The organism is Pseudomonas xionganensis, from assembly GCF_009763245.1.
Classification (GTDB): domain Bacteria; phylum Pseudomonadota; class Gammaproteobacteria; order Pseudomonadales; family Pseudomonadaceae; genus Aquipseudomonas; species Aquipseudomonas xionganensis.
This window is the reverse complement of sequence record NZ_WKJZ01000001.1, coordinates 1,351,035-1,368,742: the sequence shown is the minus strand read 5'-3', so window position 1 is coordinate 1,368,742 and position 17,708 is coordinate 1,351,035. Positions and strand designations below refer to the sequence as shown.

The 17,708-nt window shown below is 64.1% G+C and carries 18 protein-coding genes and 3 tRNA genes; 12 read left to right on the top strand and 9 right to left on the bottom strand.

Annotated features, from left to right (window positions below; translation table 11 throughout):
• Positions 1 to 33 precede the first annotated feature (33 nt).
• The 5 genes from GJV18_RS06270 (at position 34) to yacG (ending at position 3,729) form a co-directional block, all read left to right on the top strand.
• Complete coding sequence (locus GJV18_RS06270) at positions 34 to 1,278, top strand: TIGR03862 family flavoprotein (protein WP_160343842.1); 1,245 nt, start codon at positions 34 to 36, stop codon at positions 1,276 to 1,278.
• A gap of 85 nt (positions 1,279 to 1,363) precedes the next feature.
• Positions 1,364 to 2,365, top strand: coding sequence for a response regulator (locus GJV18_RS06265; protein ID WP_160343841.1), 1,002 nt, complete (start codon positions 1,364 to 1,366; stop codon positions 2,363 to 2,365).
• An 11-nt stretch (positions 2,366 to 2,376) separates the two neighbouring features.
• Complete coding sequence (locus GJV18_RS06260; protein WP_160343840.1) at positions 2,377 to 2,829, top strand: PAS domain-containing protein; 453 nt, start codon at positions 2,377 to 2,379, stop codon at positions 2,827 to 2,829.
• A 94-nt stretch (positions 2,830 to 2,923) separates the two neighbouring features.
• Positions 2,924 to 3,532 (top strand): dephospho-CoA kinase, encoded by a 609-nt coding sequence (gene coaE, locus GJV18_RS06255; protein WP_160343839.1) that lies wholly within the window; start codon positions 2,924 to 2,926, stop codon positions 3,530 to 3,532.
• A complete protein-coding gene (yacG, locus tag GJV18_RS06250; RefSeq protein WP_160343838.1) occupies positions 3,529 to 3,729 on the top strand; it encodes a DNA gyrase inhibitor YacG in 201 nt (66 codons plus the stop codon). Before coaE ends, yacG begins: the two co-directional genes overlap by 4 nt.
• An 81-nt stretch (positions 3,730 to 3,810) precedes the next feature.
• Here the strand turns inward: yacG and GJV18_RS06245 are convergent, their stop codons facing one another.
• Complete coding sequence (locus GJV18_RS06245; RefSeq protein WP_160343837.1) at positions 3,811 to 4,026, bottom strand: hypothetical protein; 216 nt, start codon at positions 4,024 to 4,026, stop codon at positions 3,811 to 3,813.
• 115 nt (positions 4,027 to 4,141) lie between these two features.
• The gene (locus GJV18_RS06240) at positions 4,142 to 4,825 is read right to left on the bottom strand and encodes an energy-coupling factor ABC transporter permease (protein WP_160343836.1); all 684 of its coding nucleotides are present in this window, start codon (positions 4,823 to 4,825) and stop codon (positions 4,142 to 4,144) included.
• 122 nt (positions 4,826 to 4,947) lie between these two features.
• Between GJV18_RS06240 and GJV18_RS06235 the strand changes: the two genes are divergently transcribed.
• The 4 genes from GJV18_RS06235 to GJV18_RS06220 all read left to right on the top strand — a co-directional run bounded on the left by GJV18_RS06235 (position 4,948) and on the right by GJV18_RS06220 (position 7,676).
• Positions 4,948 to 5,577 (top strand): DUF1780 domain-containing protein, encoded by a 630-nt coding sequence (locus GJV18_RS06235; RefSeq protein ID WP_160343835.1) that lies wholly within the window; start codon positions 4,948 to 4,950, stop codon positions 5,575 to 5,577.
• Positions 5,574 to 6,068, top strand: coding sequence for an MOSC domain-containing protein (locus GJV18_RS06230; protein ID WP_160343834.1), 495 nt, complete (start codon positions 5,574 to 5,576; stop codon positions 6,066 to 6,068). Before GJV18_RS06235 ends, GJV18_RS06230 begins: the two co-directional genes overlap by 4 nt.
• A gap of 69 nt (positions 6,069 to 6,137) precedes the next feature.
• Positions 6,138 to 6,311, top strand: coding sequence for a DUF3094 family protein (locus tag GJV18_RS06225; protein ID WP_160343833.1), 174 nt, complete (start codon positions 6,138 to 6,140; stop codon positions 6,309 to 6,311).
• A gap of 63 nt (positions 6,312 to 6,374) precedes the next feature.
• Complete coding sequence (locus GJV18_RS06220) at positions 6,375 to 7,676, top strand: NAD(P)/FAD-dependent oxidoreductase (protein WP_160343832.1); 1,302 nt, start codon at positions 6,375 to 6,377, stop codon at positions 7,674 to 7,676.
• 104 nt (positions 7,677 to 7,780) lie between these two features.
• On the opposite strand, the gene GJV18_RS06215 is transcribed toward GJV18_RS06220, so the two are convergent.
• The 3 genes from GJV18_RS06215 to GJV18_RS06205 form a co-directional block, all read right to left on the bottom strand.
• Positions 7,781 to 7,856: transfer RNA gene (locus GJV18_RS06215), tRNA-Lys, on the bottom strand.
• 5 nt (positions 7,857 to 7,861) lie between these two features.
• Positions 7,862 to 7,938 (bottom strand) — tRNA-Pro (locus tag GJV18_RS06210).
• Positions 7,939 to 7,948: 10 nt separating this feature from the next.
• Positions 7,949 to 8,024, bottom strand: a tRNA-Asn gene (locus tag GJV18_RS06205).
• Between the two features lie 208 nt (positions 8,025 to 8,232).
• On the opposite strand from GJV18_RS06205, the gene GJV18_RS06200 reads away from it, so the two are divergent.
• Complete coding sequence (locus tag GJV18_RS06200) at positions 8,233 to 10,536, top strand: DUF1631 domain-containing protein (protein ID WP_160343831.1); 2,304 nt, start codon at positions 8,233 to 8,235, stop codon at positions 10,534 to 10,536.
• Complete coding sequence (locus GJV18_RS06195; RefSeq protein ID WP_160343830.1) at positions 10,533 to 10,868, top strand: PilZ domain-containing protein; 336 nt, start codon at positions 10,533 to 10,535, stop codon at positions 10,866 to 10,868. The genes GJV18_RS06200 and GJV18_RS06195 overlap by 4 nt, the downstream gene beginning before the upstream one ends.
• A 109-nt stretch (positions 10,869 to 10,977) precedes the next feature.
• Here GJV18_RS06195 and clpB read toward each other — a convergent pair whose 3' ends face one another.
• The 3 genes from clpB to rluD all read right to left on the bottom strand — a co-directional run bounded on the left by clpB (position 10,978) and on the right by rluD (position 15,398).
• On the bottom strand, positions 10,978 to 13,542 hold the full coding sequence (gene clpB, locus GJV18_RS06190) for an ATP-dependent chaperone ClpB (protein ID WP_160343829.1): 2,565 nt from the start codon (positions 13,540 to 13,542) through the stop codon (positions 10,978 to 10,980).
• Between the two features lie 147 nt (positions 13,543 to 13,689).
• Positions 13,690 to 14,427, bottom strand: a complete 738-nt coding sequence (gene pgeF, locus GJV18_RS06185; protein WP_160343828.1) for a peptidoglycan editing factor PgeF — start codon at positions 14,425 to 14,427, stop codon at positions 13,690 to 13,692.
• A complete protein-coding gene (gene rluD / locus GJV18_RS06180) occupies positions 14,424 to 15,398 on the bottom strand; it encodes a 23S rRNA pseudouridine(1911/1915/1917) synthase RluD (protein ID WP_160343827.1) in 975 nt (324 codons plus the stop codon). The genes pgeF and rluD overlap by 4 nt, the downstream gene beginning before the upstream one ends.
• 148 nt (positions 15,399 to 15,546) lie before the next feature.
• On the opposite strand from rluD, the gene GJV18_RS06175 reads away from it, so the two are divergent.
• Entirely contained in the window at positions 15,547 to 16,527 is a 981-nt protein-coding gene (locus GJV18_RS06175; RefSeq protein ID WP_160343826.1) for an outer membrane protein assembly factor BamD, read from the top strand.
• Positions 16,528 to 16,693: 166 nt separating this feature from the next.
• Here GJV18_RS06175 and GJV18_RS06170 read toward each other — a convergent pair whose 3' ends face one another.
• Complete coding sequence (locus GJV18_RS06170; RefSeq protein WP_160343825.1) at positions 16,694 to 17,635, bottom strand: alpha/beta fold hydrolase; 942 nt, start codon at positions 17,633 to 17,635, stop codon at positions 16,694 to 16,696.
• Positions 17,636 to 17,708 lie beyond the last annotated feature (73 nt).

The following is a 17,708-nucleotide window of genomic DNA, read 5'->3' as shown; positions in this document are numbered from 1 at the left end:
AATGCCCAGCCTCCATAGCCTGCCGATCCAGCCATGACCCTGACCACGCCCAAACCTGCTCCCTGTGTTGCCATTATCGGCGGCGGCCCCGCCGGGTTGATGGCGGCCGAGGTGCTGGCCCGGGGCGGCGCGCGGGTCGAGCTTTACGACGCCATGCCCTCGGTGGGACGCAAGTTCCTCCTGGCTGGGGTCGGCGGCATGAATATCACCCACTCAGAAGCCAAGCCGGCCTTTATCGCCCGCTATGGCGCGCGCCAGAACAAGATGACCGAGTGGCTGGCGGATTTCGATGCCGAGGCCCTGCGCGCCTGGATTCACGGCCTGGGCATCGACACCTTTGTCGGCACCTCGGGCCGGGTGTTTCCCACCGATATGAAGGCCGCGCCGCTGCTGCGCGCCTGGCTCAAGCGCCTGCGCGAACTGGGCGTGCGCATCCACACCCGGCATCGCTGGCTGGGCTGGAACGCTGAAGGTGCCCTGCGCATCAGCGGCCCCAGTGGCGAACAGGCGGTCAAGGCCGCTGCCACCCTGCTGGCCCTGGGCGGCGCCAGCTGGGCGCGGCTGGGCTCCGATGGCGCCTGGGTGCCGCTGCTGCAAGCCCGTGGTGTAGCGATTGCACCCCTGCAGGCGAGCAACTGCGGTTTCGATGTAGCGGCCTGGAGCCCTTTTCTGCAGGACAAGTTCGCCGGCGCGCCGCTGAAGAATGTCAGCCTGTGCCTAGCCGGCGAGTCGCCACGGCTGGGCGAGTTTGTCCTCACCGCCACGGGTATCGAGGGCAGCCTGGTCTACGCCCTGTCAGCGGCGATCCGAGAAACCATCAACCGGCATGGCCGCGCCACCGTGCAGCTTGATCTGCTGCCGCAGACGCCCCTGAACAAACTGCAAGCCGCCCTGGGCAAGCCGCGCGGCTCCCAGTCCATGGCCAAGCACCTGCATCGCCAGGCCGGTATCGACGGCGTCAAGGCAGCGCTGCTGCGCGAGCTGGCCAACAAGGATGCCTTCAACGATCCCATGCAGCTGGCCAGGGCGATCAAGGTACTGCCCATCGAGTTGATCCGCCCCCGCCCCCTGGATGAAGCCATCAGCACGGCCGGCGGCGTGCCCCTGGAGCAGCTGGATGCGGGCCTGATGCTCAAGGCCCTGCCCGGCACCTTCTGCGCCGGGGAAATGCTCGACTGGGAAGCCCCCACCGGCGGCTACCTGCTGACCGCCTGCTTTGCCAGCGGCCGCCGTGCTGCTCAGGGCATCCTCGGCTGGCTCAAACAGCAGGCCGAATAAGCCGCCACAGCCCCGCGCGAGCGACTATGCTGGAAAAAACCGCCCCAGAGCGGCGTCTTTCCACGCGTAAAGGTATTCCCCAGCTGTGATTCCACTAGTGGTCTGCGACGACTCGAATATGGCGCGCAAGCAGTTGATTCGTGCCCTGCCGCCGGAATGGCCGGTGACCATCAGCCAGGCCAGCAATGGCGAGGAAGCCCTGGCTGCGCTGCGCCAGGGGCTGGGCCAGATCATGTTGCTGGATTTGACCATGCCGGTACTGGATGGCTATGAAACCCTTGCCGCGCTGCGTGATGAAGGCCTGGCCTGCAAGGTCATCGTGGTTTCCGGCGATGTGCAGGACGAGGCCGTGCGCCGGGTCAAGGCCCTCGGTGCCCTGGCATTTATCAAGAAGCCCGCCGACCCGGAAATCCTGCGCAGCACCCTGCTGGAGCTCGGTCTGTTCGCCCCCAGGGCCACCCCCGGCGCCATGGCCCAGGCGGCGCTGCTGGATGAACTGAAAGTCAATTTCCGCGACGCCCTGCGCGAGGTGACCAACGTCGCCATGGGCCGCGCGGCCGCCCTGCTGGCCAAGGTGCTGGGGGTGTTCGTGCAGTTGCCGGTGCCCCAGGTGAATATCTTCGAGGTCAGTGAACTGCATATGACCCTGACCGATGCCATGCGCGGCGAACGCCTCAGCGCGGTGTGCCAGGGCTTTATCGGCGACGGCATTGCCGGCGAGGCGCTGCTGCTGTTCCATGACTCGGAAGTGGCGGATATGGCCAAGCTGCTGGGCTGGCAACCGAAGGACGACACCCAGACCTCGGAAATGCTCCTGGATCTGGCCAGTATCCTCACCGGGGCCTGCCTGGCCGGTATCGCCGAGCAGATCGATGTGCGCTTTTCCCAGGGCCACCCCATGCTGCTCGGCCAGCACGCCTCCATCGAGCGGCTGATTCACCTCAACCAGACCCGCTGGAAAAAGACCCTGGCCATCGAAGTGAGCTACAGCCTGGAGGCCCACAGCATCCACTTCGATCTGCTGCTGCTGTTTACCGAAGACTCGATCAAGCGCCTGACCCACAAGCTCAACTACCTGATGAACTAGGCGGAACGCCCATGCCTGCACAGATCGATATAAAGGAAGTCCACTGGCTGCTGGATATCGTCCAGTGCATCGACGTGGGTGTGATCGTGCTCGACCGCCAGTACCGGGTCGAGGTGTGGAACAGCTTTATGGAAAATCACTCCGGCATGGGCCCGGACGAAGTGCACGGCAAGACCCTGTTCAGCCTGTTCAGCGAAATCGACGAAACCTGGCTGCGGCGCAAGGTCGACACCGTGGTGGCCCTGGGCACCCGCGCCTTCAGCCTGTGGGAACAGCGCCCCTACCTGATGCACTTCAAGAACTACCAGCCGATCACCGGCCAGGAAGACTTTATGTACCAGAACGTCACCCTGCTGCCACTGGGTGGCTCCACTGGCGAGGTGGAGCATATCTGCGTGGTGATCTACGACATGACCGCCGCGGCCACCCATAAAAAACAGCTCGCGGCCCTAAGCAAAGGCTGAATCACGCCCTCGTTTACCCCTCTGCCGCCCCGGCAGCGTTTTACTGGTTTAGAATCATCGGCCCATTGCCTGGCTGATGAGCGCGACTGACTGCATGAAACCCTGGATTCTTGGCCTGACGGGCGGCATCGGTAGCGGCAAGAGTGCCGTGGCCCAGTGTTTTATCGAGCGCGGCGTACACCTGGTGGATGCCGACCATGCCGCCCGCTGGGTGGTGGAACCGGGCCGTCCGGCCCTGGCCAAGATAGTCGAACACTTTGGTGAACAGGTGCTGCAGGCCGATGGCCAGCTGGACCGCACCGCCCTGCGCCAGCGAGTGTTTGCCGACCCTGCCGAACGGCGCTGGCTGGAGGCCCTGCTGCACCCGCTGATCGGGGTGGAGATCAGCCAGTACCTGGCCCGCGCCGAATCACCCTACGCCATTCTGGTGTCGCCTTTGCTGATCGAATCCGGCCAGCACCGCATGACCCAGCGTGTGCTGCTGGTGGATGCCCCCGAGCAGCTGCAGATTGAGCGCACCATGGTCCGTGATCAGAGTTCCAGCGAGCAGGTCGAGGCCATTCTCAAGGCCCAGGCCAGCCGCGAGGAACGCCTGCGCCATGCCCACGACGTACTCAGCAACGACCGCGACCTGGGCTGGCTACAAAACGAAGTCGAGCGTCTGCACCATTTCTATCTGACCCTGAAAGGAGGCCAAGCATGAGCGCGCCCACCACCGTCGCCTGCCCCACCTGCGGCGCCCCGGTCGAATGGGGCCCGCAAAGCCCCAACCGGCCCTTCTGCAGCGAGCGCTGCAAGCTGATCGACCTGGGCGCCTGGGCGTCCGAAGAGCACGCCATTCCCGGCGACCCGCTGGAAGACGATGTGTTTTCCGGCGAACTGCCGCCGCGCCAGCATTAGTCGCCTGAGCCAAGCAGCCCCTGCCGGCGCCAGCTTGCTGGCGCTCAAGGGGCCCGGATCGCCCATACGCCCCACCGTGTTTTACGGCCGCATAAAGGCGTAATCACGCTCATCATCCAGATTGTCGGCGAGAAACTGCAGCTCGGCGGCCAGATCCGCCGCCGGACGCAGCGCCTTGCTGCGCTGCACCACCTCGCTGAGCAGCACGCGTAACGCCAGCAGCGGCTCGATACCCTGCTCTTCAGCCTGCTGCAGGCTCTGTTCCAGCTGCTGCCGTGCCCAATCGTATGCACCCATGCTGCGTCCTCCCGGTTGATGGACTTTGAGCCTGCCAGGCAGAAACAGGCAGCGCTTGACCTGGATCAAACCCGGCGCCGCGATCACAGGGCTGAACACCCGGGCATCACCCCGTTCAATCGCGCTCATCCTTCCACGGTGCCGAGAGATAGCGGGTGCGGTTGAAGGTTTCCAGCCAGCCCGGCTGAAACACTACCAGGGCGGTGACCAGCATGCCGTTGATAAAGGCCTCGGGAAACATCACCAGCCACAGGTAGCCTACAAAATCCGCCAGCCAGGGCGGCGCGCCCCAGATGCCGTCGACCATCAGAATGCCCAGCCCCAGCAACAGGCTGGCCAGGGTTGCCAGTGCCGCCGCGAAAAAGCCGCTGCAGAAGATATAGACAAACAGATTGCGCGGCTGCCGCCGCTCCACCCACAACGCACAGAGCTCGGTGACCAGCACCGGAACCAACACCAGCAGCAGGCCGTTGACGCCTAGGGCGGCCAGGTCCTGGCGCCCCAGGGCGACCATCGCCAGCTGTGCGGCAAAACCGGCCAGGATCGCCAGAGGCCAGTCCAGCAGCAGGGTCACCACGGTCATGCCGATAAAGTGATAGGACAGTCCCGACTCGAAATCGCGCCGCACCAGCCACAGCAGCACCAGCCCCACCACCGTGGCAAACAGCAGGTGCTGACGGCGCACATCGCTGATCAGCTGCAGCCAGGGCGTGCGCCATAACGCCCAGCCCAGCAACGGCCCATAAAACAGCCAGGCACTCCATTGGCTGAGAGGGGACAGCAGTTCGGCGCCTATCATCGGCAGGACTCCAGCAATCACAGGCAACCAGTCTAGCGCGCCCTTGAGCAAACCCCATGCGACCGGCTGCCACGCTGATCAAACCCTACCCAGGGCCATAGGCTGCGGGCTAAGCTGTGGCCATGGACGACTCCGACTACCTGCGCCTGCTCACCCACCAGGCCGAACAAGCCAATGCCTTTCTCTCCAATGCGCGCAAATGGGAACGCGAGCGTTGGGTCTGCCAGCGCCTGCTGCAGGCCCTCAACGTGCATCACCGCCTGGAAGACTTCAGCGCCGCCGGCCAGGAGCCGCCGGATGTGCTGTTCCGTGAGGCCAACTTCGAGGTGTTCTTCGTTCTCGACGAGGGGCGCCGCCTCAATGATGAATGGCGCGCCGAGCTGGAGCGCAGGCGCAGTGCCTTTTCCCTGAGCCAACTGGTACGCCGCGAGATCAAGCCCAGGCGCATCCCCCTGGGCGAGCTGCAGCAGCGCCTGGCGCCGACCCTGCGCAAGAAGGCGCACAACTACACCGAACGCGGCCTGGATCTGGGCGAGCTGGATCTGGTCGCCTTTGTCAGCCTGAAACGGGCAGTGGCCGACTTCAACAGCCACTTCCCACCGCCCACCGAGTACCTGCGCCAGGGCTGGCGCTCGCTGTCGATGGTGGGGCCAACCTTTGCCCGGGTGCTGCTCGCCCACCCCGACGCCCCGGACTTTCTGCGGGCCAACCTGGGCCGCACCCTGCTGTTCGATATCGGGATCAGCCTGTGAGCCCGCTGCAGGAACTGCTGGCGACGGTGCCGCAACAGGGCCTGGTGCGCTGGATCGGCGTGCGCCCGGAGGCGCGCGCCGAGATGCTGGAACTGGAGGCGGTGGAAGCACGCCGCGAAGCCGGCCTGACCGGCGATCACAGCCGACCGGGGCCGCGCAACGCCCGCCAGGTCACGCTGATCCAGTGGGAACATCTGGCGGTGATCAATGCCCTGCTTGGCCGTGAGGGCAAACATTTGCTGCACCCCAGAGACCTGCGGCGCAATCTGGCGATCAGCGGGATCAACCTGTTCAGCCTCAAGGGCCGGCGCTTTCGCATCGGCCAGGCCGTACTGGAAACCACCGGCTGGTGCCAGCCCTGCCACAAGCTGGAAGAACGCCTGGGGCCTGGCACCTTCCAGGCCATGCGCGGCCATGGCGGCATCACCGCACGTGTCCTGCAGGGGGGCATCATCCGTCTCAACCAGCAACTGACTGTCGAACCCCTGTAAGCCCCCTGAGCCGGGGCCTGCTAGAATGCCTAGCCTAAAGCCCAAGCCCGCCCGCCATTCGAGGTATGCATGACCAGCCGACTGAGCCCGGAAGACCAGCAGCGTGTAGATCAGTACCTGAGCGCACCGCAGCATCAGGTTGAACGCCAGCCGTTTCGGGTCTGGCTGCTGCTTACCCTGATCATCGTCGTGGTAATCGGCATGGGCCTGCTGAGCCGTCTTCTGAGCAGTCTGGTGCTATGAGCTGCTTCGCGCTCGCCCAGAACCGCTCGCCCTGCTTTTCTAAAAGCCTTGTGAGAGTGTCAAATGTCCCATCGCATCCTGATAGTCGGCGGCGGCGCCGGCGGCCTGGAGTTGGCTACCCGCCTGGGTAGAACCCTGGGTAAACGTGGCCAGGCGCAAATCACCCTGATTGATGCCAACCTGACCCATATCTGGAAACCCCTGCTGCACGAAGTGGCAGCCGGCTCGCTGAACTCCTCGGAAGACGAACTGAACTACGTGGCCCAGGCCAAGTGGAACCATTTCGAATTCCAGCTGGGGCGCATGTGTGGCCTGGATCGCGCTGCCCGCGAGATCACCCTGGCCGCCACCCTGGATGAGCAGGGCGAAGTGCTGATGCCCGAGCGCCGTCTGGGCTATGACAGCCTGGTGATCGCCGTGGGCAGCACCACCAATGACTTCGGTACCGCAGGTGCCGCCGAACACTGCCTGTTCCTCGACACCCGCGCCCAGGCCGAGCGCTTCCACCAGCAGTTGCTCAATCACTATATGCGCGCCCACGCCGGCCAGGGCGACAGCACCGAGCAGATCAGCGTGGCCATAGTCGGGGCCGGCGCCACCGGGGTCGAACTGGCCGCCGAACTGCATCACGCCGCCCACGAACTGGCGGCCTACGGCCTGGACAGCATCCGCCCGGAAAACATGCGCATCACCCTGATCGAAGCCGGCCCGCGGGTCCTGCCGGCCCTGCCCGAGCGTATCGGCAAGCCGGTGCACCAGACTCTGGAAAAGCTCGGCGTCACCGTGCTCACCGGCGCGGCAGTCAGCCAGGTGACCCGTGACGCCCTGCACACCGCCCAGGGCCAGGTAATCCCGGCCAGCCTCAAGGTGTGGGCCGCCGGCATCCGCGCGCCTGGCTTTCTCAAGGACATCGATGGCCTGGAAAGCAACCGCATCAACCAGCTGCAGGTGCGGCCGACCCTGCAGACCACCCGCGACGACGCCATCTTTGCCTTCGGTGACTGCGCCGCCTGCCCGCAACCCGGCGAAGATGGCCGCAACGTCCCGCCCCGGGCCCAGGCAGCACACCAGCAGGCCTCCATGCTGGCCAAGTCGCTGAAGCTGCGCATCGAGGGCAAACCGCTGCCGGAGTATCGCTACCGCGACTACGGTTCGCTGATCTCGCTGTCGACCTTCTCCGCGGTGGGCAACCTGATGGGCAACCTGACCGGCAGCGTGATGCTGGAGGGCTGGCTGGCGCGCATGTTCTATGTGTCGCTGTACCGCATGCACCAGATCGCCCTGTACGGTATGACCCGCACCCTGCTGATGATGCTTTCCGACCGCATCGGGCGCAGCACCGAGCCGCGCCTCAAGCTGCACTGAACCTGACAGCGGCCCCGCCAAATGGCGGGCCGCTGTTGCATGGCGCGGTACGCAAGTAAATCTCAGGCAAGAAAAAACCCGCCATCTAGGCGGGTTTTTTGTGTTGGTGGGTCGTGTAGGATTCGAACCTACGACCAATTGGTTAAAAGCCAACTGCTCTACCAACTGAGCTAACGACCCTGAAATGGTCGGGGTAGGGGGATTCGAACTCCCGACATCCTGCTCCCAAAGCAGGCGCGCTACCGGACTGCGCTATACCCCGATGGAAAGATTGGCTCCGCGACCTGGACTCGAACCAGGGACCCAATGATTAACAGTCATTTGCTCTACCGACTGAGCTATCGCGGAACGTAGCATCTTTCACTCTGTTGCGGGCTTTGCCGTGAAGCGTTTCCCGTATCAGAGGCGCGCCATTTTACGTTTCCAGAACGCCCTGTCAACCCCTTAAATTGCTTTTATGACAATGATTTGCAGCCTTCAAGCAAGCTGCTATATGTACCAGCGTTGCTTGCCTCGCGCAGGGCGCGCCAACCCTAAGGTTTACCCAGGACAGGTTATGAGCACTCAGGGCACGCCACCCGACACACCCCACAAGCTTGCCAACCGTATTATCCAGCCCCGCCATGGCGAGCTGGTCCAGCGTTGCCGCCAGTTGGTCATGAATAAACTGGCCGAGCAGCTTGGCCGCGTCTTCGGCCAGGTCGACGACAGCCTGTTCGAATGCGCGGAAAAGGCCGAGAACAATCAGCTGCAGAATCTGTTCTTCGACAATATGCGCGAGATCCGCAAACAGCGACCGCAGATTGAACGCAGCTACCACCAGAAGATCTCCCACAACCTCAACGCGTTTCTTGAAGGCCGCCTGCAGCCCGCCCCTCACGCCGCACCACTGGATGCCGAGCAGATGGCGCTGGTCCAGAACGAGGACTACGAGGAAAGCCTGCAGATCATTCATATGGTGAGCCGGGTCAAGGCTCGCTGCGCCCAGACCCTGTTCACCCTGGAGCAGCGTCTGGCCCTGCTCAACAACGGACAGAAACTGAGCGAAGACAGCAACCCCTTCGGCCCCCAGGTCATCGCCCAGGCCTTCCGTGACAGCCTGGCGCCAATGCCCTTCCCCCTGCGGATCAGGATTATTCTCTACGGCCTGTTTGATCGTTATGTCATGCAGGGCCTGGATGCGCTCTATATCGAGCTCAACCAGCAACTGATCGATGCCGGCATCCTGCCCAACCTGAAATATCGGGTGCAAGCCAGCACCAGCCCGGCCCGCCCAGCCCGCAGCGACAGCCCGGCCGAGCCAGCCGAGAGACCGGCAGTTACCCAGCCGCATGCCCCGGCGCCCGAGCTCAACGGCCCACCGCCCAGTGATCCGGCCCAGCTGCTGGGCAGTCTCGCGGCCCTGCTCAGCGAGCGCCGCCAGAGCGCACCGGACAGCCCGCTACCGGGCAATAGTCGCAGCATGGCCAGCTTCAATCCCAGTGGCGCCACCCATAGCTACAGTGCCAGCGAGCTGCTCGATGCCCTCGATCGCCTGCAGCAACAAGCCGCCCAGGAACTGGCGCAGCACCTGCAGCACCCTCAACAGGTAGAAAGCCTCAAGGCCAATCTACAAGCGCAACTAGAAGCCCACAGCGCCCGCCCGGGCCAGCAAAAACTGAGCGAACAGGAAACCGATGTCATCGACCTGGTTGGCATGCTGTTCGACTTTATTCTCGACGACGAAAATCTCCCGGACAGCTGCAAGACCATCCTTTCTCACCTGCATACGCCCTACCTGAAGGTCGCCCTGCAGGACAAGGCGCTGTTTACCCAACACCATCACCCGGCCCGCCGCCTGCTCAATGCCATGGCCCAGGCCGGCGTACTCTATGGCGGCGAAGGCGACGAGCGCGGCCTGCTGGGCAAGATGCACTGGGTGGTGGAGCGGATCATCCATGCCTTCAGCGGTGACCTGCAGCTGTTCGACAGCCTGCTGCAGGAGTTCGACGACTTTGTCGCCACGCTCAGGCACAAGGTCGAGCTGCGCGAGCGCCGCGCCGTGGAGGCGGCCAAGGGCCGCGACAAGTTGCTGGGCGCACGCCAACGCGCCACCGAAGTCATCAGCCAGTGCCTTGAAGGGCGCCATCCGCCCAGCATTATCCGCAACTTTCTGGAACTGACCTGGACTGATGTCCTGGTCTTTGTCCTGCTACGCCAGGGCGAGCAGCACCCACAATGGCAACGCGCCTGCGAAGTGGCCGAGCAACTGGCCTGGAGCGGCACGGCCCTGGACAGCGCCGGCCAGAAACGTCTGCAGGGCCTGCGCGTGGCCTTGCTGGAGGATCTACGCAAGGGCCTGCAGTTGCTCGGCGGTTACCATGAAGACGGCATTCGCCGCCTGCTGCAGGACCTGGTGGCCTGCCAGCACGCCGTTCAGGCCCAACAACCCCAGCTGGCCGCCAAACTCACCCCCACATTGGCGGACAGCCCGCTAGGCGCCATGCTGGGTGAAGATGCCCACCTGCTAAGGCCCAACCAGTCCCCTGCCCTCTCGGCCCGAGCCCGGCAACTGCGTGAGGCGCTGACCCGGATCGAGTTCGGCACCTGGTTCGAATTTATCGAGAACAATCAGCCACGCCAGCTCAAGCTGTCCTGGTTCAGTCCCACCACCCACAACTATATGTTTGTCGATCACGGCGGCCAGCGCGCGGCGGTCAAAGCCCTGAACCAGCTAGCCCAGGAACTGGAGCAGGGCCAGGCCCGCATCCTCACCGAGGAGCGCAATACGCCCCTGGTGGATCGCGCCCTGCACGCCATCTACCGGGTATTGCAGCGTTTCACCGGACGCAGCCCAGAGAGCCATAAGGAAGCCCCATGAGCGATGAGCGTCGCCTGCACGACAGGCACAGCACCGACCTGGATATTGAAGTATTCGAACTGCACAGCCACAGGCGCCTGGGACGGGTGGTGGATCTGTCCAGCGACGGTTTTATGCTGTTCAGCGACACCCCGCTGGCCGCTGACGAGCTGGTCGAGTGCCGCCTGGTCAGCGAACAGGTGATCGAAGGTGTGGGGGAAATCCAGCTGGTGGCCGACTGCCTGTGGAGCCGTCCCGGCGCCGATGGCCAGCACGGCTGGGCCGGCTTTCATATCATCGACCTGAGCGAAGAGCAGGCCGCCGCCCTGGATATCCTGCTGCAGCATCTCTAGAGGCTGTTGCGTCTCGCGCCGAAGCTGGCGCGCAGCCTTTCTAGCAGGCCGAAACAGAAACGCCCCGTTCGGTGCAAACCGAACGGGGCGTTTTAGCAGAGCGTGCCACTTAAACGAAGACGATCTCCTCACCCTCCACCTGGGCATGCACCACCGCGCCCGGGGCAAAGCTGCCGGCGAGGATCTGCTGGGCCAGGGGGTTCTCGATCCAGCGCTGGATCGCCCGCTTGAGCGGACGCGCGCCATACACCGGGTCGTAACCCACGGCCACCAGCTTATCCAGCGCCTCATCGGACAGTTCCAGACGCAGCTCGCGCTCGGCCAGACGCCCGCGCAGACGCTGCAGCTGGATGGTGGCGATACCGGCGATCTGCTCGCGGCCCAGGGGCTCGAACACCACCACCTCGTCGATCCGGTTGATGAACTCGGGGCGGAAGTGACTGCCTACCGCATCCATTACCGCCGCGCGCTGGGCTTCCTTGTCGCCGACCAGCTCCTGGATCTGCGCCGAACCGAGGTTGGAGGTCATCACGATCACGGTGTTCTTGAAGTCCACGGTGCGGCCATGGCTGTCGGTCAGGCGACCGTCTTCGAGCACCTGCAGCAGCACGTTGAACACGTCCGGATGGGCCTTCTCCACCTCATCCATCAGCACCACCGAGTAGGGTTTGCGGCGCACCGCCTCGGTCAGGTAACCGCCCTCCTCGTAGCCGACATAGCCGGGCGGGGCGCCGATCAGGCGAGCGACGCTGTGCTTTTCCATAAACTCGGACATGTCGATGCGCACCAGCGCTTCTTCTGTATCGAACAGGAACTCGGCCAGGGCCTTGCACAGCTCGGTCTTGCCCACCCCGGTGGGGCCGAGGAAGAGGAACGAGCCGCTCGGCCGGTTGGGGTCGGCGAGCCCCGCACGGGAGCGGCGCACGGCGTTGGCCACGGCCACCACCGCTTCGTGCTGGCCGATCACCCGCTGGTGCAGCAGGCCTTCCATCTTCAGCAGCTTGTCGCGCTCGCCTTCGAGCATCTTGCTCACCGGGATACCGGTCCACTTGGACACCACCTCGGCGATTTCCTCATCGGTGACCTTGTTGCGCAGCAGCTGGTTCTCGCTCTTGCCGTGCTGATCGACCATCTGCAGGCTGCGCTCCAGGTCCGGAATGATGCCGTACTGCAGCTCGGCCATGCGCTGCAGATCGGACTTGCGTCTTGCTGCTTCGAGGTCGGCCTTGGCCTGTTCGATCTTCTGCTGGATCTGCGCCGAGCCTTGCACCTCGGCCTTTTCCGACTTCCAGATCTCTTCCAGATCGGCGTATTCGCGCTCCAGCTTGGCGATATCTTCCTCCAGCTTGGCAAAACGCTTCCTGGTGGCCTCGTCCTCTTCCTTCTTCAGCGCCTCGCGCTCGATCTTCAGCTGAATCAGGCGGCGATCCAGACGGTCCAGGGCCTCGGGCTTGGAGTCGATCTCCATGCGAATGCGGCTGGCGGCCTCGTCGATCAGGTCGATGGCCTTGTCCGGCAGCTGACGGTCGGTGATATAGCGGTGGCTGAGCTTGGCCGCGGCGATGATCGCACCGTCGGTGATGGTCACACCGTGGTGCACCTCGTAGCGTTCCTTCAAACCACGGAGGATGGCGATGGTGTCTTCCTCGGACGGCTCATCCACCAATACCTTCTGGAAGCGCCGCTCCAGGGCCGCGTCCTTCTCGATGTACTGGCGGTATTCGTCCAGGGTGGTGGCGCCCACGCAGTGCAGCTCGCCGCGGGCCAGTGCCGGCTTGAGCATATTGCCGGCGTCCATGGCGCCCTCGCCCTTGCCGGCGCCGACCATGGTGTGCAGCTCATCGATAAACAGGATGATGCGCCCTTCCTGCTTGGACAACTCATTGAGCAGCGCCTTGAGGCGTTCCTCGAACTCACCTCGGAACTTGGCGCCGGCAATCAGCGCGCCCATGTCCAGGGCCAGCAGGCGCTTGTCCTTGAGGCCATCGGGCACTTCGCCGTTGACGATGCGCTGGGCCAGGCCCTCGGCAATGGCGGTCTTGCCCACGCCGGGTTCGCCGATCAGCACCGGGTTGTTCTTGGTGCGCCGCTGCAGCACCTGGATGGTGCGGCGGATCTCGTCGTCGCGGCCGATCACCGGATCGAGCTTGCCGTCCTCGGCGCGCTTGGTCAGGTCGACGCAATACTTGTCCAGGGCCTGTCGCGACTCCTCGACATTGGGGTCGTTCACCGCCTGGCCGCCGCGCAGGTTGGCCACGGCGTTTTCCAGAGCCTTCTTGCTCACACCCTGGCCGAGCAGCAGCTTGCCCAGCTTGGTGCCTTCATCCATGGCCGCCAGCAGGACCAGTTCGCTGGAAATAAATTGATCACCCTTCTGCTGCGACAGGCGGTCGGCCTGATTGAGCAGGCGAGCCAGATCCTGCGACAGGTTCACGTCGCCCGTGGGGCTCTGGATCTTGCCCAGCTGATCCAGCTCCCTGGTCAGCGCCTTGCGCAGGCTGGCCACATCAAAGCCCACCTGCATCAGCAAGGGTTTGATCGAGCCACCCTGCTGGTCGAGCAGCGCCTGCATCAGATGTAAGGGTTCGATGGCGGCGTGATCCATGCCCACGGCCAGGGATTGGGCATCGGACAGGGCCAGTTGCAGCTTGCTGGTTAAACGGTCAATTCGCATGGAGAGTCATCCCTCTAGGTAAGTGCAGGCCGGCGCCCTGATTCGCGCCTGATACAGAAAGCCTGCGAGATGAAGACTAGATGAGGATGATTGTGCGAGTTTCAAGGCAACCGATCTTGATCTGGATCAGGCGGCGCCGCTGAAGCCTCAGCCGGCCAGCCAGATCAGGCTGGCAAAGCGTCCGGTCTGCGCCGAACGGCGGTAAGAGTAGAAGCGCGCATCGCTGTAGGTGCACAACCCGCCACCATATACGGCCGTCACGCCGCGGGCGGCCAGGCGGATACGTGCCAGCTGGTAGAGGTCGGCCAGGTACTTGCCGGGGTTGGCACTGGGCCGGAAGGCCTCTACAGCCTCGGCGTGCTGGCTGACAAAGGCGGCATGCACCTCGGGCCCCACCTCGAAATGCGCAGGACCGATGGCCGGACCAAGCCACACCAGCGCATCCTCGGGCGGCACGACCATGGCTGCCAACGTGGCTTCCAGCACGCCAGCGGCCAGGCCGCGCCAACCGGCGTGGGCGGCCGCCACCCGGGTACCGGCGCGGTCGCAGAACAACACGGGCAGGCAATCGGCGGTCATCACCACACTGGCCAGGTTGGCCGTGCCGGTCCAGCTGGCATCGGCCTGCGTCACCTGGGCCGGATCGGCTGCAGCCACGGCAATGCCATGCACCTGTTCCAGCCAGGCCGGCTTGCAACCGAGCTGACTGAGCAGGCGCTGGCGATTCTTGGCCACGCTGGCGGGTTCGTCACCCACATGCTCGGCCAGGTTGAAACTGTCGTAGGGCGGCAGGCTGATACCACCGCTGCGGGTGGTGATGCAGGTTCTGACCCTGGCCGGCGCAGGCCAGTCGGCCACCAGCCAGTCGTGTGCCCGGTTACTCACCCGGTAAAGGCCTCGCGATCCTGGCGCAGCAGGGTCAGCAGCCAGACGAAATCCTCCGGCAGCGGCGACTCCCACTTCATGCGCTGCCCGGTCAGCGGGTGATCCAGTTCGAGAAAGCGCGCATGCAGGGCCTGGCGCGGGAACTCCTTGACCGCCTGCACCATGCCCGGGCTGGCCGCGGGCGGAATGCGGAAACGCCCGCCGTAGACCGGATCGCCCACCAGTGGAAAACCGACATGGCTCATGTGCACGCGAATCTGGTGGGTGCGCCCGGTTTCCAGCTTGACCCGGGCATGGGTGTGCGAGCGGAAGCGCTCCAGCACCCGGTAATGACTGACCGCCGGCTTGCCGCCGTCGGTCACGGCCATGCGCTGGCGCTGCGACGAGCTGCGGCCGATGGGCGCGTCGATCTTGCCGCCGGCGGTGATCACGCCGATCACGATGCACTCGTAGATACGGCTGACGGTGCGTTTCTGCAGCTGGTCGACCAGGCGGGTCTGCGCCTCGATGGTCTTGGCCACCACCATCAACCCGGTGGTGTCCTTGTCCAGACGATGAACGATGCCGGCCCGCGGCACATTGATGATGTCCGGCACATGGTGCAGCAGGGCATTGAGCAGGGTGCCGTCGGCATGCCCGGCCGCCGGATGCACCACCAGACCGGCGGGCTTGTCGATGACCAGGATCTGCTCGTCCTCATAGACGATATTCAGCGCTATATCCTGCGCCACCCATTCGCCCTGGGCCTCCTGCTCGGCCTTCAGGGCCAGCACCGAGCCGCCGTGGACAATGTCACGCGGACGCAGCACGGCACCATCGACCGTCAGGCGTCCCTCCTTGATCCAGGCAGACAGGCGCGAACGCGAGTGCTCGGCGAACAGCTGTGCGGCGACTTGGTCGAGGCGCTGGCCGCCCATTTCATAGGGCACCTCGGCGTTCAGTTCAATGGTCTGCTTATTTATAGAGGACATGCTCGGCAACGGCGGGGGCGCAGGCTTTGGTTTCGGCCACACGCTTGTGGTTAAATACGGCGTCTTTGCCCCGGGGGGTTCCAGGGGCGCTCATCATAACAGGACGGCTTTGCTCAAGACAGCCGCCGACACAGGGACGCAAGCCGCCATGCAAGTGAGACACCTGCTGCTGATCGCAATCCTCGCCTTCACCACCGCCTGCTCTTCCAAGCACGTGGTCGACGAAAACCTGAGCGAGACCGAGCTCTACCAGCAGGCCCAGGCCGATCTGGACACCCGCAACTACGGCAGTGCCATCGCCAAGCTCAAGGCCCTGGAATCCCGCTACCCCTTCGGCCGCTATGCCGAACAGGCTCAGCTGGAGCTGATCTACGCCTACTACAAGAACGTCGAGCCGGAAGCCGCCAAATCCTCGGCCGACCGCTTTATCCGCCTGCATCCGCAGCATCCTAGCGTCGATTACGCCTACTACCTCAAGGGCCTGGCGTCCTTCGATCAGGACCGTGGCCTTGTCGCCCGTTTCGTGCCGCTGGACATGACCAAGCGCGATCCAGGTGCTGCCCGCGACTCCTATAACGAGTTCGCCCAGCTCACCAGCCGCTTCCCCAACAGCCGTTACGCCCCGGACGCCAAGCAGCGCATGATCTACCTGCGCAATCTGCTGGCCGCCTATGAAGTGCATGTCGGCCAGTATTACCTGACCCGCAACGCCTATGTCGCCGCCGCCAACCGTGGCCGCTATGTGGTGGAAAACTTCCAGGAAACCCCGGCTGTTGGCGACGGCCTGGCCTTGATGGTCGAGGCCTACCAGCGCCTGACCCTGGATGACCTGGCTGCCACCAGCCTGGAAACCCTGAAACTCAACTACCCGGACCACCCGAGCATCACCACTGGCCAGTTCGTACCCCGTGAGCGTGGTGATGAAGATCGCTCCTGGCTGGCCAAGGCCACCCTGGGCCTGATCGAAACCGATACTCCGCTGCCACCGGGTGAGACCCGCGCCAGCCAGGACGTGATCCGCCAGTACGAAGACGCCGAGCAGCAGATCCCTCGCGAGCTGATGGGCGAGGAACCGCAAACCAAGAAGCGCTCCTGGTTCAGCTACCTGACCTTCGGCCTGTTCGACTGACAGACCGCAACCAATAAAAATGCCGCGCACTGCGCGGCATTTTTATTTTGGGTTCACGCCTTGCTCGCCTCGTCAGGTAGAGCTGCCACAGGCTGGCTCACCACCTGCTGCGAAGATCAGGCCTGAATCGCTGAGGTGGTACGTGCAACTGGCCGTGCCAGTACGCTTAACCCTGCAGGAAACGCAGGGTATCAGCGGCACTTTGCTGGGGAATCTCTTCCATGGGGATATGCCCAACCCCAGGATAGGTCTTGACCTGAATACCCGGCAGATCACGCTGCCAGAGCGGTACATGCTGCGGTGATATCCAACGATCACGCTCGCCCCAGAGCAGCAGCGTCGGCGCCTGGATCTGTGCCACCCGCGCCGGCGTACCATGCAGTTCCTGCTTATTGACCTGCAGCAGAACACGGAAGATATCCATCATCGCCCGCCGATTGCCCGGGCGGCGGGTCAGGTCGTAGTAACGATCCACCACACCCGGCTTGATTCGCGCCGGCTCGCCATAAACTTCCTTGATGCCCTGGGCGATCAGGGCTCGCGGCATCCACAGGGGCATCAGCTGGGTCGCACCCGGCAAGGCCGCCGCGGCAATCATCCATGGCACCTTGCGCATGGGGTAACCCGCCGGGTCAATCAAGACCAGCTTGCTCACCCGCGCCGGTTCCGCCAGGGCGAAGTTCCAGGCGATATAGCCCCCCAGGGAGTTGCCCACCAGAGCGGCCTGTTTGACCTGCAGATAATCAAGCAGCATGCCCAGCACCTTGATCATCCGCTCGGCGGAATACTGGCCATCGCGGGCGGGACCGGTCAGGCCAAAACCCGGCACATCGAAGCGGATAACCCGGTAGTCCTTGGCGAAGGCCGGCAGCCAGTCGTCCCAGGTGTGCAGCGAGGCGACCACGCCGTGAATCAATACCAGCGCCGGCTTGTCGCGACTGCCCTCATCGCGGTAGTGCAGATTGAAACCATCCAGTTCGATATAGCGCGAGCCGGCGGTCGCGTTGCCATAGCGCGCCTTGAGTCGCTCCAGGGGCAAGGCGCCAAAGCCCAGGCCGGCCACACCGCTGGACAGGGGAGAGGCAAAGGGAAGACTGGAAGCAGACATGCAGGCACCTCGATATTGTTGTTTTTGAAATAGGCAGACGCCCAATCAAATCATGGATGCGCCCGTATGGCGC

Excerpts from the sequence above, each read along its gene's own strand:
- GJV18_RS06270 (WP_160343842.1), top strand. The coding sequence starts at position 34 with ATGACCCTGACCACGCCCAAACCTGCTCCCTGTGTTGCCATTATCGGC.
- GJV18_RS06260 (WP_160343840.1), top strand. The coding sequence starts at position 2,377 with ATGCCTGCACAGATCGATATAAAGGAAGTCCACTGGCTGCTGGATATC.
- coaE (WP_160343839.1), top strand. The coding sequence starts at position 2,924 with ATGAAACCCTGGATTCTTGGCCTGACGGGCGGCATCGGTAGCGGCAAG.
- yacG (WP_160343838.1), top strand. The coding sequence starts at position 3,529 with ATGAGCGCGCCCACCACCGTCGCCTGCCCCACCTGCGGCGCCCCGGTC.
- GJV18_RS06245 (WP_160343837.1), bottom strand. The coding sequence starts at position 4,026 with ATGGGTGCATACGATTGGGCACGGCAGCAGCTGGAACAGAGCCTGCAG.
- GJV18_RS06240 (WP_160343836.1), bottom strand. The coding sequence starts at position 4,825 with ATGATAGGCGCCGAACTGCTGTCCCCTCTCAGCCAATGGAGTGCCTGG.
- GJV18_RS06235 (WP_160343835.1), top strand. The coding sequence starts at position 4,948 with ATGGACGACTCCGACTACCTGCGCCTGCTCACCCACCAGGCCGAACAA.
- GJV18_RS06225 (WP_160343833.1), top strand. The coding sequence starts at position 6,138 with ATGACCAGCCGACTGAGCCCGGAAGACCAGCAGCGTGTAGATCAGTAC.
- GJV18_RS06220 (WP_160343832.1), top strand. The coding sequence starts at position 6,375 with ATGTCCCATCGCATCCTGATAGTCGGCGGCGGCGCCGGCGGCCTGGAG.
- GJV18_RS06200 (WP_160343831.1), top strand. The coding sequence starts at position 8,233 with ATGAGCACTCAGGGCACGCCACCCGACACACCCCACAAGCTTGCCAAC.
- GJV18_RS06195 (WP_160343830.1), top strand. The coding sequence starts at position 10,533 with ATGAGCGATGAGCGTCGCCTGCACGACAGGCACAGCACCGACCTGGAT.
- clpB (WP_160343829.1), bottom strand. The coding sequence starts at position 13,542 with ATGCGAATTGACCGTTTAACCAGCAAGCTGCAACTGGCCCTGTCCGAT.
- rluD (WP_160343827.1), bottom strand. The coding sequence starts at position 15,398 with ATGTCCTCTATAAATAAGCAGACCATTGAACTGAACGCCGAGGTGCCC.
- GJV18_RS06175 (WP_160343826.1), top strand. The coding sequence starts at position 15,547 with ATGCAAGTGAGACACCTGCTGCTGATCGCAATCCTCGCCTTCACCACC.
- GJV18_RS06170 (WP_160343825.1), bottom strand. The coding sequence starts at position 17,635 with ATGTCTGCTTCCAGTCTTCCCTTTGCCTCTCCCCTGTCCAGCGGTGTG.